At 28.3% G+C, this 12963-nt stretch carries 15 protein-coding genes; 1 reads left to right on the top strand and 14 read right to left on the bottom strand.

Annotated elements, in window-relative coordinates:
- From RWY47_RS11120 to RWY47_RS11095, 6 genes are all read right to left on the bottom strand, one after another.
- The coding region (locus tag RWY47_RS11120; RefSeq protein WP_316030332.1) for an N-acetylmuramoyl-L-alanine amidase at window positions 1-1534 on the bottom strand (1534 nt) is incomplete at its 3' end.
- 164 nt (window positions 1535-1698) lie between these two features.
- Window positions 1699-2373: a copper homeostasis protein CutC gene (locus RWY47_RS11115; protein ID WP_021431135.1), complete on the bottom strand. Its 675-nt coding sequence runs from the start codon at window positions 2371-2373 to the stop codon at window positions 1699-1701.
- A complete protein-coding gene (locus RWY47_RS11110) occupies window positions 2367-3395 on the bottom strand; it encodes a hypothetical protein (RefSeq protein WP_224170915.1) in 1029 nt (342 codons plus the stop codon). The genes RWY47_RS11115 and RWY47_RS11110 overlap by 7 nt, the downstream gene beginning before the upstream one ends.
- Before the next feature lie 19 nt (window positions 3396-3414).
- Complete coding sequence (locus RWY47_RS11105) at window positions 3415-4365, bottom strand: N(4)-(beta-N-acetylglucosaminyl)-L-asparaginase (protein WP_224170914.1); 951 nt, start codon at window positions 4363-4365, stop codon at window positions 3415-3417.
- Window positions 4366-4495: 130 nt separating this feature from the next.
- A complete protein-coding gene (locus tag RWY47_RS11100) occupies window positions 4496-4822 on the bottom strand; it encodes a PTS sugar transporter subunit IIB (RefSeq protein WP_021431139.1) in 327 nt (108 codons plus the stop codon).
- Between the two features lie 48 nt (window positions 4823-4870).
- On the bottom strand, window positions 4871-5185 hold the full coding sequence (locus RWY47_RS11095; protein WP_021431140.1) for a PTS lactose/cellobiose transporter subunit IIA: 315 nt from the start codon (window positions 5183-5185) through the stop codon (window positions 4871-4873).
- 347 nt (window positions 5186-5532) lie between these two features.
- Here RWY47_RS11095 and RWY47_RS11090 point away from each other — a divergent pair, with 347 nt between their 5' ends.
- A complete protein-coding gene (locus RWY47_RS11090; protein ID WP_264319136.1) occupies window positions 5533-6393 on the top strand; it encodes a collagen-like protein in 861 nt (286 codons plus the stop codon).
- A 39-nt stretch (window positions 6394-6432) separates the two neighbouring features.
- Here RWY47_RS11090 and RWY47_RS11085 read toward each other — a convergent pair whose 3' ends face one another.
- From RWY47_RS11085 to RWY47_RS11050, 8 genes are all read right to left on the bottom strand, one after another.
- Window positions 6433-6762 (bottom strand): PTS lactose/cellobiose transporter subunit IIA, encoded by a 330-nt coding sequence (locus RWY47_RS11085; RefSeq protein WP_224170913.1) that lies wholly within the window; start codon window positions 6760-6762, stop codon window positions 6433-6435.
- A 2-nt stretch (window positions 6763-6764) separates the two neighbouring features.
- Window positions 6765-7514, bottom strand: a complete 750-nt coding sequence (locus RWY47_RS11080) for a carbohydrate deacetylase (protein WP_224170912.1) — start codon at window positions 7512-7514, stop codon at window positions 6765-6767.
- Between the two features lie 191 nt (window positions 7515-7705).
- Window positions 7706-8014 (bottom strand): GIY-YIG nuclease family protein, encoded by a 309-nt coding sequence (locus RWY47_RS11075; protein WP_224170911.1) that lies wholly within the window; start codon window positions 8012-8014, stop codon window positions 7706-7708.
- A gap of 45 nt (window positions 8015-8059) precedes the next feature.
- Window positions 8060-8797 carry a tRNA pseudouridine(38-40) synthase TruA gene (gene truA, locus RWY47_RS11070; protein WP_021431145.1) on the bottom strand — a complete coding sequence of 246 codons (738 nt, stop codon included), beginning with the start codon at window positions 8795-8797 and terminating at the stop codon, window positions 8060-8062.
- Between the two features lie 13 nt (window positions 8798-8810).
- The gene (locus RWY47_RS11065) at window positions 8811-10232 is read right to left on the bottom strand and encodes a sensor histidine kinase (protein WP_021431146.1); all 1422 of its coding nucleotides are present in this window, start codon (window positions 10230-10232) and stop codon (window positions 8811-8813) included.
- Window positions 10232-10933, bottom strand: a complete 702-nt coding sequence (walR, locus tag RWY47_RS11060) for a cell wall metabolism DNA-binding response regulator WalR (RefSeq protein WP_021431147.1) — start codon at window positions 10931-10933, stop codon at window positions 10232-10234. Before walR ends, RWY47_RS11065 begins: the two co-directional genes overlap by 1 nt.
- A 19-nt stretch (window positions 10934-10952) precedes the next feature.
- Entirely contained in the window at window positions 10953-12326 is a 1374-nt protein-coding gene (locus RWY47_RS11055) for a hypothetical protein (protein ID WP_021431148.1), read from the bottom strand.
- The coding region (locus RWY47_RS11050; protein WP_332843898.1) for an HD domain-containing protein at window positions 12327-12963 on the bottom strand (637 nt) is incomplete at its 5' end. It abuts the gene before it with no gap.

Raw genomic sequence — 12963 nt, 5'->3', positions numbered from 1 at the left:
CTACTATCTCTACTTTTGCTCCATTTGATAATGTTCCTATTTTTGAATAGCTTGATCCATATCCACTTCTTACATTTAATGAAGTTGCTGTTACTACTCCTGTATTTTTAACTGTTTCTCCTGGGTTTGGAGGTGGAGTTGTATCTCCATCAACTTTTATATAATCTCCTGATACGTATCCGTATCCTCCATTATATTTTATCTTATGCCATCCATCTTTACTTTCTACTATCTCTACTTTTGCTCCATTTGATAGTGTTCCTATTTTTGAATAGCTTGATCCGTAACCACTTCTTACATTTAATGTACTTGCTGTTACTATTCCTGTCTTAGTTACAACTGGAGGTTTTACATCTTCATCTACTTTTATATAATCTCCTGATACGTATCCGTATCCTCCATTATATTTTATCTTATGCCATCCATCTTTACTTTCTACTATCTCTACTTTTGCTCCATTTGATAGTGTTCCTATTTTTGAATAGCTTGATCCATATCCACTTCTTACATTTAATGAAGTTGCTGTTACTACTCCTGTTTTTGTTGTAGATGGTTGTTCTGGATCTACAGGTTTTTCTTCACTGCCATTTATTTCTATATTTTCTTTCAAGTATTTTTCTACTCCATTTGCAATTCCCGTAGCTAATTTATCTTGATATGATGAACTTGCTAAATTTGCAGATTCATTTTGATTAGTTATAAACCCACTCTCAAATAAAGCTGCAGGCATATTAGTTTCTCTTAAAACAGCGAAGTTTGCACTTTTAACTCCTCTATTTCTAGCATTTGTCTCCCCTATTGCCTTAGTTTGAACATCTTGAGCATATGGTTTGTGATCACTTTTATTATTATGATAATATGTCTCTATACCGTTTGCACTAGTTGCATCTGCAGAGTTTTGATGAATTGAAACAAATACATCAGGAGCATAGCTGTTTGCCATCTTAGCTCTATCACCTAAAGATATAAATTCATCACTAGTTCTACTCATTTTTACTTCTATACCTTTAGCTTCAAGTTTTTGTCTAACTTTATTTGCAACTTGTAAATTTAGTTCATCTTCATAGTTTCCATATCCAACTGCTCCACTATCTTCTCCACCATGTCCTGGATCAACAAAAACTTTATAGTGATCTCTATCTACTTTTGGCATAGCAGCAAAGCTATATGCTCTTATCTTATTTTGAGGAACGTATACTTCTAATATATGTACCTTGTCATCTATCTTTTGGCTTAAAAATACAGTCCCTGAATTTACAGGTGTTACAATTCCATCTTCGCTTATTTTAACTGTATCATTATCTGACATTTCCCAATTAGGATTTTTTGATAAATTTAGAGTCTCTCCTTTTCTTAAAGATACCCCATCATCTACTACAACTTCTTCATTTTTGTATTTATCCATAACCGCTGAAAACTCAGCTTCTACATTTTCATTAGCACTTACAGGAACTATACTTCCAACTGCTGTTGTTGCTGATATTATTCCGAATGTTACAATATACTTTATAAGTTTACTATTTCTTCTACTCAATTTTTCGTCTCCTCTATAATTAACATTTTGCTATCTCACATTGTTTATACGGATATATTCTAACATATTTTATACATTTTTTTATAATATTTCGCATTTTTTGTCAATTAGTCAACAACAAAAAAGTATCAATTATATTTAAATATAATTGATACTTTTAACTTTTAATCATTAATAATGTTCACTAATTTTTTTAATTTTACTTTATCAATTTCTCCAAATGGGTTTTTATCCACTCTAACCGCTGTTCCAAAGTGGAAATCTTTATTATTTGTTAGCTTTTTTATTTGCTCTATATTTTCAAAATTTAAGCCGCCTCCTAATAATACCTTTGCATGCTTAGATTTATTTTTTAAAGTATTTATATAATCAGTATTATCTATTACCTTTCCTTTACCTCCAGATGTTAAGATATTTGTAATTTCATTATATCTATTTATCACATCTATAGAATTAAGTAAATTTGTTTCATCTATTGCTCTATGAAATGTAATTTCCAATCCTTTAGAAGCACTTATTATAGTTTTTAGCTGATTTTCTTCTATATTATTTTCTTTATCCAACATTCCTATAACTATCCCATTAGCGCCTAGTTCTTTTACTTTTTCTATGTCTTTTAGCATTATACTTATATCTGACTCACTATACATAAAGCTTTTTGCATGATGTCTTATCATAACATTTACTGGTATATTTACACTTTTTATAACTTCATCTATTAATCCAAAACTTGGTGTAAGCCCACCTTCTGTAAGGGCACTTACAAGTTCAATTCTATCTGCTCCACATTCTTCAATACTTATAGCATCTTCTACGCTCATAGCTATAATTTCTAACATTGCTCCTCCTTATCTAATTCACAAATTATATCTGCAAATATTTTAGCGTTTAATATAATCTCATCTACAATAATAGATTCATCACTACTATAATTCATTTCATTTTTTACAGTATTATCAACATCAAGTTCAATAGTTATTCTTCCTTTTTCAAAATTTAAGTTATCTAAATTTAACTGTTTTTTTGAATTTTCACTAGCAAATAGTTCTTTTTTTTCATAAAAATATTTATTTATTAATAAAAAATAGTTACTTAGTCTTTGATGTTCTATAAAATTTTCTTCTACTAAATAGTTTATTAAATTGATTAAAACATTATTTCCATATATACCAGTTTTAGCAATATCACTATTCATGAAAGATGTTATAATTACATGTGTTTCATTTATTTTAATATTTATATTTTTATATGTACTTATAATCCCTTCTTCAGAATTTGCCTTATTTTCTAAATAACATATTATATCCTCATATATATATTCCTTAGGAACTTCAATACAGCAGTATTTGATGTTTTTGTCTATTTCTATATCTTGGTGAATTCTTATATTTGTTATGTCTAAGTAATTTTGTATAGTAAATTTATCAATTTCTTCTTCTAAATATACTACAGAGTATTTACAATCTGATTCAAATATATCTATAGTCGATTTATCTTTTTTCAAATAACATTTAATATTCTTAATTCCAGATTCATCATTAGTTGCAAATATTATCCTAATTTTTCTTTTCAATTTAATTTTATATTTTTCTATAGTTTTTAGTGCATATAATAAACTCATTATGGAGTGTTTATTCTTCAATACAGCTATTACAAATATGTACTCATCTCCCATTCCATATTCAGCATATCCAACATCTCCATCAATATTTTCAGTTTTAAATCCTAACTTTTTAGCAATTTCCAATATTTTTTCTAATACCACCTCTAGTTCTTTTTCAAAAGGATTTTTCTCACTCTCTATAATATCATTTATCAAGTCTCTTTTTAGTTCTTTTATTTTATCATCCATGATATTCATAAAATTCCTCAATTCTTATTTATTCTATAGGTGCTTTTATTCTTAAAGAGTATGCATCTAACCATTCTTTTGATGCTACTTTGTGAATACTTTTCCCGTTGATACGACTACTTAGATATACTGTAGGTTTATGGTTTTGAGTTGCAATAGAAAAACTAAAGATATCTATATTCGTTGCAACTCCCCATTCACCTTTATTATTCATGGCAACTACTGATAAGTCTCCAGCTTTGCCTCGTCTATTTAAAAGCTTTGTGTCCAGTTCACAAATAGCTTTATCACAAGCTTCTTGTGGACTTAATCCACTTTTCATAAGCCTAACTATTTCATATGATATACAGCCTTTCATAAGGTCTTCTCCTAATCCTGTAGCAGTGGCTCCTCCGATTTCACTATCTACGTAAAACCCAGACCCAGATAATGGAGAATCTCCTACTCTTCCATTTTTTTTCATAAATAATCCACTAGTTGATGTACCTGCACACATTTTACCATTACAATCTAATGATACCATTCCAACTGTATCATGACCTGTATATGGACTTAATCCTTTTTCTAGTATTTCTCTTTTTCTTTTGCTGTAATGTTTTTTAGCTCTTTCACTTAACATATCTTTTCTTTCAAATCCATTTTTGTGAGCATATTCTTCTGCTCCTACTCCTATTAAAAAGCAGTTAACTTTTTCACTGCTTAGCTTTCTAGCTATTGATATAGGATTTGAAAAATTTTTTATTCCAGCAATAGCTCCAATAGATAATGTATTTCCATCCATATATGCTGCATCTAACTCTACTTCACAATTTTCATTTGGAAGACCACCATATCCTACTGACTTATAAAATGGGTAGTCTTCTACTATTTTTATAGCATGTTCGATTGTATCTCCTGCATCCATTCCTTTGCTTAACTGTTGTGCACTTTCATCAATTCCCTCAATTGCCATTCTCCAAGTAGCTATTATCCCCCACATTATTAATCCCTCCATATTTTTAATAAAAGCCTTGGTTTCCCAAGGCTTTTACTTTTAGACTAAAACTTCTAATTTTAATATATTTACTTTATTTTTAACCCACTTATATTCCCTTGAATTTATGCTATAATTATTTAGCTTGGCGAGCTTTTATCATTTTTATAGCTGTCTTTAAAACTTTTTCTCCATTCATAGCTCCATAATCAAGACTATTTATAACATCTACTGGAGTTTTTGCATCAAATTTTTCTTGAACTTCTTTTAGCATAAATTTAACTTGAGGCCCAAGTAGTATGCAGTCTGGATTTTTTTGTTCCACTATTTTGTCTATATCAGCATACGGAAATGCCTCTACTTCTATTGGTAAATTATGTTGATTTGCAACATTTTGCATTTTACTTGCTAATAAACTTGTTGACATCCCTGCACTACAAAATAAGTATATTTTTTTATTCATTTTAATTTCCTCCTAAAAGTCTAGTATATTTTTATTTTAATATTGTAATTACTTATTTAATTTAAGCTCTTTTCTTAAGTCTATAATTTCTTTCACTAAATTTCTCTCACTTAGACATGTCATCAAATGATCTTGTGAGTGAATTAAAAGCATGCTTATTTCGACATTCTTCCCCTCAGCATCTTTATTTATTAAGCTAGTTTGAATTTTTTGAGCTTCTAAAATTTCTTCATTTGCACTTTCCATATATTCGTCACACTTTTTAAAGTCGCCTTTTTTAGCACAATGTAAAGCTTCATATATATGAGATTTAGCATTTCCTGCATGAATTATAACCTTTAGTATTTTATCTTGATAATTCATATTTTCACCACCTTACTAAGGTCTTTTGTTGTTGTTAACGTTTTCTTTAAGTATATTTTACAATAGACTTTTAAAAAAGGAAATAGTAAATTGTATTTTTTTAAAAAATTTTACAATTAATTTTTATTTTACATTTTATTTCTTATTTTTAGTTTATTTTTCAAGGGTTTTTTCTATTTTTGTCTTAATTACTAGGGTTATATATATATTATAGCGTATTTTGCATTTATGTAAAAAAAATTTCTTTATTAATTTATATTTTTTCAATTAGTTTCAAACCTTACGCCTATTGCATATAGATATAATGATAGGATATGCCTATTAATTAAAATATATGAGGTGTTTTTATGCAAAAAAAATGTGACTACAACTTTTGTAAACAAAAAAAATGTACATCAGAATACTGTGAATGTGACAGCTGTAACTTAAACAAAAGTTCCTCAAATTTATTTGAACTTGAAACTTTTGATTGTGACAATTATCCAGACAAAAACTATAATTGTAACACTTGCCAAAGCAGCTCTTTAAATTGTAATGAGAGCCAAATGTTTTTTTATTATGCTTGTGATTTAGATTTATATAAAAATTTGGTTGGATGCGTAGGTAGAATACTTGGTTTTAAACTTTCTAATAGCGATTGCATTTTAAGGTTAAAAGTAAAAAAAATTACTCCATGTAGTATATATGGAACTACATCTTCAGGAAAAGGTCCTATATGTATAAAATTATCAGCTATTGACTATGTTGATTTTGGTAAAGAAGTATATGTTAATCCATTGTGTAATATAAATAAGTCTGAAATATTAACATTACCTAGCTCTCAAGGTCCTAAAGGTGATAAAGGTGATGTTGGTCCTCAAGGTCCTAAAGGTGACACTGGTGCTGCTGGTCCTCAAGGTCCTAAGGGTGATACCGGTGCTGCTGGTCCTCAAGGCCCTAAGGGTGACACTGGTGCTGCTGGTCCTCAAGGTCCTAAGGGTGACACTGGTGCTGCTGGTTCCAAAGGTCCTAAGGGTGACACTGGTACTGCTGGCCCTCAAGGCCCTAAGGGTGATAAAGGTGATGTTGGTCCCCAAGGCCCTAAGGGTGATAAAGGTGATGTTGGTCCCCAAGGCCCTAAGGGTGAATCCGTAGAAGTTCCTAATAAGGTTAACCCTGTACCTTACAAACCTAATAAGAAAAAAATAGCTCCATCTAGTAAAAAATAATAAAAAATAAAAGCGCTTTTAAATAAGCGCTTTTATTTTTTATTTTTTTTCTAATTTACTATATATAAATTCATACATATCAACAAATTCTTTAGCTAATTGTAAAAAATTCATAGTTGTCATTAAATGGTCTTGAGAGTGAACTAATACAACTCCCATTTCAGTTTTTTCTCCGCTAGCCTCTGCTTGAATTAACTCAGTTTGGAATCTATGAGCCTTAGTTAATGTTTCATTAGCTTCTTTTAATAATTCTCTTGCCTTTTCAAAATTGCCTAATTTAGCTTCACCTAACGCTTCATATGCTGTACTTTTAGCATCTCCCGCATGACCTATTATTCCAAATGATATTTCAAAAATCTTTTCATTCATAATTAAATACCTTCACTTTCCCCTATATTGTTATAATTAATTAAGTTTATATTATTATCTTCAAAAAACTGTTTTAGTTCAAATGAAGTTAATATTTCATGTTCTAATGTTCGTTGTATAGAATATGAAGTTGATTTTGATAAAAAAGAATCTACAAATGCAGGGTGGCTCATTATATCCACAACTTTAAATCTTTTTATATCGTCAATGTTATTATTAAAATAATCACCACTTATATTATCCCCATAAAAACTATCTATAAGTGGAACTACTTTATCATAGCTAATTTCATATTCAAATCCACCTCTTATAGGCAACTTATATTTTTCTAATATTTTTTCAATTACTGGTCTAAATTCTTCAAGTGTATGTATATGATGATGACTATCGAGATGACTTATTTTAACTCCAGCACCTATAGCTTTATCTATTTGTGCGCAAAGTTCTAGGTATACCTCATCTAAATCAAATTCCATAGCCTTTTCTTTTGTTATTCTTCTAAAGAAGTATCCACTTTCATCTACCAAAGTTTTATGTGTATCTAAAACCGGTTTATAACAACTCAAAGTCATATGAACTCCACAACCAAGTCCTTTGTTTTCATTTAAAAGCTTCACAGCTTGATTAAAACCAGGCATGCCCGCCATTATACTACAAGAAGTTACAACTCCATTTTTATATGCTGAAATAATACCCTGATTCACACCTTCACAGTAACCAAAATCATCTGCGTTTATTATTATATTTGTCACAAATACTCCTCTCCCCTCTTCCGCTTTCTTCGGTAAAACGTTTACATATTTAAAATAACATTTTCATATACAAAAATCAATATTATTTTTAAATTTTATTTTTAATTTCATTTTAAATTTTATTCACTTTTAATATGCAAAGCATATTTTAGCCTATAATTATACAAACTACTACTTAACAATTTTTAAAATTATAATTCGTCTAACACCTCTACCCTATATTTTTTATCATCCACTTTATATTTATCATATAGTAAACTAGGATTATTTATAAGTTTAGTTTTATTTAACCTCGTAAGCTTTTTCAAAAAACATTCTAGTTTCATTGCATCACTACGTGAATTACTACTCCAGTATATTTCTAAATTTTTAAATCCTCTTGCTCTAGTATATTTAGAGTTCTTTCCTATTTTATGTTCATTAATTCTTCTTTTCATATCGCTAGTATATCCAATGTAATAAGTTTCATCTTTACAAGTTATTATATATGTGTAATACATTTTCCCTCCAAAAAATAAATTAAGCAGCTAAAAGCTGCTTAATAATTAATATTTAACAGAATATAAGTATAGACCTTTAGCTGGCGCAGTGTCTGATGCTTTACTTCTATCTTTTGCGTCCAACATAAGTTTTATATCCTCAGGAGTTTTTTTGTTTAATCCAACCTCTATTAAAGCTCCTGCTATTATTCTTACCATATTGTATAAAAAGCCATTACCTTCTACAAATATGTCTATCATATCTTTATTTTTATTTATTGTTATACTGTGTATCTCTCTTACATTTGATTTCTTTTTTGATTTAGATGATGCAAAACTTGTAAAGTCATGCTCTCCTACTAAATACTCACTAGCTTTTTTCATCAATTCTATATCTAAAGGCTTTTCTATATAAGTACTATATTTTCTCAAAAACACATCTTGAGTTTTTGAGTTATTTATTTTATATAAATAGACCTTTTGTTTTACATTATATCTTGAATGGAATCTTTCATCAACTTCTTCAACGCTTTTTATAGCTATATCCTCTGGTAAATAATTATTTAAATAATCGTTAATTTTTCTAACAGATAAACTAGAGTTTGTTTTAAAGTTAGCTACTTGATTGTAAGCATGAACGCCCATATCAGTTCTTCCTGATCCGATTATTTCTATTTTTTCATCTGCCATTTTGCTAAGTACAGCTTCAATCTTTCCTTGTATCGTATTATCATTATCTTTTAATCTTTGAAATCCTTTGTATCTTGATCCGTCATACTCAATAGTGATTTTAATATTTCTCATTTTTATCCTCTTTCTATACAGACTCCAGTAATGTATTTTTTAATGTAAATATAATACATGTGCCTTCACCTTTTTTACTTTTTATTTTCATTTCTCCGCCATGTAATTTTACAATTTCATTACTTATAGCAAGTCCTAAACCACTACCTGCTTTATTATAATTTTCTTGGAAAAATTTATCTAATACCTTTTCTAAATTATGTTCTTCTATACCTTCTCCATTATCAACCACACTAATAGTTGTATAATCTTCTTCTTGATGAACTACAATCTTTACATATCCATTTTCTTCTGTGAATTTTAAAGAGTTTTGTACTAAGTTTATAAGAACTTGTCTTAGTCTATTTTTATCTCCTTGTATCGGTCTCATTTGAGTGTCTTCAACTTCACAACTTAATGAAATATTCTTTTCTTGTGACTTAACTTTTAATTGATTCACTACTCCAAAAGCTAATTGTTGAATATCAACCATATCGATTTGAAGTTTAATTCTATCAGATGATAACCTTGAAAAATCTAAAAGTTCTTCAACAAGTTTAATAAGTCTTTCTGTTTCATCTTGAATTATTCCTAGTCCTAAATCTAACTCCTCTTTTCCAATTCCTTCATATCCTAAGGTCTCACTCCATCCTTTAATTGATGTTAAAGGTGTCCTTAATTCATGTGAAATTGATGATATGAACTCTTCTTTTAACTTTTCACTTTTATCAATTTCTTTTGCCATATGTTCAAATGTTTCTGCTAATTCTCCAATTTCATCATCAATTATAGCTCTTGGTTTTAATCTTATATTGTAATTTCCACGAGCTAATTCATTTGCAAATTTTTTAAGTTCACTTAATGGATCAATCAAAGTATATGCAAATTTTAAACTTATAGATATTGCTATTAATAAAATAAATATACCTGCAAGTATTAGTCCTAAAACTATCTTAAATATAGTTCTATCAACGTAATCTAGTGAAACGGTATATCTTGCCACTCCTTCAATTTGGTTGTTAGATTTTAAAGGTACTGAAATACTCATAACATGTTCTCCAGTATCTTTCATTCTATATGTGCTTGTTGTTGTTTTGTTTTTTAACGCTTCATTTACATCGTCATAATGAGCTTTTTCTCTACTTCTAAATCCATATTGATCAATTATAATATTCTTATCTTTATCTATTATTTCTAATGCCATTTTTGAATAACTATCTATATCTTTTTTATCATATAAGTTATTGACCTTTTGCTCAAATGAACTATCTCCCATATATCCACTGTATATACTATCAGTGTTTCTAGCTTGATTAGTAAGTGTTGTTTTTATCGAGTCATAATAATAGTTTTGAGCATAGAATATAAATAGCCCTTCAAATAGTGTTACAGTTATAATAATTATTATAAAATAATTCTTTATTATTTTTTTTCTAAGTCCTTCAAAGTGTATCACTATTGTTCTTCCTTTCTCCAACAGTAACCATATCCCCAAACCGTTTGTATAAATTTAGGTTTTGATGGATCATCTTCTATTTTATTTCTTATTCTTCTTATGTTTACATCAACTATCTTAAAATCATATAGATAGTTAGTTCCCCATACCTCATCTAAAATTTGATCTCTACTTAAAGATTGCTTTTCATTTGTTATTAAAAACTTAACTATTGAAAATTCTGTTGGAGTTAACTCTATATCTGAATTGTTTTTAGTTAATTTTCTTTTTTCTAAATCTAATACGAAAGGTCCACTTTCTATTATACTTTTATTTTTTGCATTTGCTTCTCTATTAATTCTTCTTGATAGAGCACTTACTCTCATAAGCAGTTCCTTTATGCTAAATGGTTTAACCATATAATCATCTGCTCCAGATATAAACCCTTCTATTTTGTCTTCTTCTTGAGATTTAGCTGTAAGCATTATAATCCCAACTGAATCAAAATTGTTTCTTATATGCTTGCATACATCTATTCCACTCATATCAGGTAACATAACATCTAACAATGCTATAGATATATTTTTTTCATTTGTTATTTTATCTATAGCCTCTTGTCCTGTACCTGCTTCTATAACCTCATAACCTTCTCTTTTTAAATTTATACTTACAAAACTTCTTATACCTATTTCATCTTCTAAAATTAAGATTTTTTCATTCATAATACTTCCTCCCTCCAACCTAATAAATAGGTAAAAAATAATCTTTTTTTATTGCTTCACTTGATACATCTAATTTTTTTAATACTTCAGGACTGTTTATAAGCAACATAAATGATTCATTTTCATTTTCTAAAATTATATATCCTCCATTATTAGTATTTGAATTAGCAGTTTTACTTTCATCAACATTATTTTTATTTACCTTACTGATAGTAAATAACTTTATAGGTTCTGTATATTGAGTATCATAATACATAAATTCAAAATAAAGTTTATTGTCTTTTGAAACTTCTTCAATATATATTTTATTGGCTAAATTATTAGGTATAAGCAATTTAAAATTATTAGAGTAATTGTAATAAACTTGACTTACAAATACTAAATTTGATTCTTCATTTTCTTTTCCATTCCAACTATACCAACTTACATTAGCTGATGTTTTTTTATTATATCCTCTAGTGTTATTATTGATTATAGGTATTTCCACAACGCCATCATGATTAATATCTTCTGGAGCCATATAATATGGATTTTTTGTTTTTATATCATTCTCCTCAAATGCTTTCATCAATTTATTTCCACTTAAATACAGTATTTGAGTAAAATAAGATTCTCCACCTGTAAAAGGCTTGTAACCTAAGACAATTGCTTTTTTATCTTTTCGTACCTTTTTTATATCTATATATACATTGTCTAAACTTTTTACATCGTTTATTATTGTATAATCTTTAAGTCTTATGTATTTATCAAAATAAGTTAAGCTAACTATCATTTTATGAGTTTCTGGGTTTAGACTGCATATAACAATATCAGGAGTTCCATCATTGTCTAGATTATCTATGTACACCTTTATATCAGTATATTCATTTGAGTCTTTTATCCAATTTGGATCAAACCTATATAGCCTAGTTATTTTATTATTCTTAAATTGACATATATCTAAATTACTCTTACTTCCATCTTTAGTTAATAATATTATCTCTTTATTCCCATCATTGTCTAAGTCAGAAAAGTATGCATACTCAATGCTTTCACCCTTAACTAAATATTCATCTACAACAGAATATACACTATCTTTTCCATAGTTCATTATTGAAAAACCAACTTTTACATTTCCTTCGTCTACATCTTCTTTCTTTTGGAATACAACTAATTCATTTACTCCATTTTTATCTAAGTCAACTTCATTTATAGAAGATACATCTGAAGAATTTTTAGGTAGTAATGGTTTTGCTCCTTTTAATGCATTCTCTATATTAACTTTCAAGTTTAGTTTTTGTTCATTGTACAAAGGCTTTTTGATTAATTGTTCAGGTGATGCTGTACTTGTAGCACATCCTGCATTTAAAAATCCCGCAAATAAAATCAATACAATTAATTTAAATAGCTTCATTTATTTTTCCTCTCTAGTTTTTAAATAAGCTTTAAACTTCTCTAGATTTTCTAGTTCTTTTTCTCTAATTTCACTAGAAATATTTCCTCTTCCTAATCTATCTGCCATCGATATTAAAGCAACCTCATTATAATCAATTTCTTTTAGCATCTCTTCACAACTAAAAAAAGGTAAGTTCTTATCAAAAAATAATGGTTGCATGTGATATCTAACTAATTTAGAAACTGTATATTTTAATTCTTCATCATCTGTAAGCTTGTCCAAAATTTTCTTAGCAATTTGTTCACCTTCTACATCATGATTATAAGAAGTAATCCTTCCCTTTCTAATCTTTGTAGTAGTGATTTTCCCAATATCATGAAGAAGTGCTGCCCACATAAAAGATAAACTATTTTTAGAAAAGTTTTTTATTTGAGCTGCATTATCTAAAACTAATAACACATGGTTTAAAACATTTCCCTCTGGATGATATTTTGGGTTTTGATCTATTGTTTCAAGCTTTAAAAGTTTGTCTTTAAGTTCAAAAGAATATCTCTCATCTGAAAGTATTTTTTTTATATATAAAGAAGGTGTTTCATCTTCTATTAAATGATTACTAATTTCTTTAAAAGTTAATTCTTGACTCATAGTGTACACA

Origin of the sequence: Paraclostridium sp. MRS3W1 (assembly GCF_032465715.1) — a bacterium.
GTDB classification, from domain to species: domain Bacteria; phylum Bacillota; class Clostridia; order Peptostreptococcales; family Peptostreptococcaceae; genus Paraclostridium; species Paraclostridium dentum.
Note: the sequence above shows the minus strand (reverse complement) of the source record. Positions and strands in the feature narration are given on the sequence as shown.

Excerpts from the sequence above, each read along its gene's own strand:
- RWY47_RS11115 (WP_021431135.1), bottom strand. The coding sequence starts at position 2,373 with ATGTTAGAAATTATAGCTATGAGCGTAGAAGATGCTATAAGTATTGAA.
- RWY47_RS11110 (WP_224170915.1), bottom strand. The coding sequence starts at position 3,395 with ATGAATATCATGGATGATAAAATAAAAGAACTAAAAAGAGACTTGATA.
- RWY47_RS11105 (WP_224170914.1), bottom strand. The coding sequence starts at position 4,365 with ATGTGGGGGATAATAGCTACTTGGAGAATGGCAATTGAGGGAATTGAT.
- RWY47_RS11100 (WP_021431139.1), bottom strand. The coding sequence starts at position 4,822 with ATGAATAAAAAAATATACTTATTTTGTAGTGCAGGGATGTCAACAAGT.
- RWY47_RS11095 (WP_021431140.1), bottom strand. The coding sequence starts at position 5,185 with ATGAATTATCAAGATAAAATACTAAAGGTTATAATTCATGCAGGAAAT.
- RWY47_RS11090 (WP_264319136.1), top strand. The coding sequence starts at position 5,533 with ATGCAAAAAAAATGTGACTACAACTTTTGTAAACAAAAAAAATGTACA.
- RWY47_RS11085 (WP_224170913.1), bottom strand. The coding sequence starts at position 6,762 with ATGAATGAAAAGATTTTTGAAATATCATTTGGAATAATAGGTCATGCG.
- RWY47_RS11075 (WP_224170911.1), bottom strand. The coding sequence starts at position 8,014 with ATGTATTACACATATATAATAACTTGTAAAGATGAAACTTATTACATT.
- truA (WP_021431145.1), bottom strand. The coding sequence starts at position 8,797 with ATGAGAAATATTAAAATCACTATTGAGTATGACGGATCAAGATACAAA.
- walR (WP_021431147.1), bottom strand. The coding sequence starts at position 10,933 with ATGAATGAAAAAATCTTAATTTTAGAAGATGAAATAGGTATAAGAAGT.
- RWY47_RS11055 (WP_021431148.1), bottom strand. The coding sequence starts at position 12,326 with ATGAAGCTATTTAAATTAATTGTATTGATTTTATTTGCGGGATTTTTA.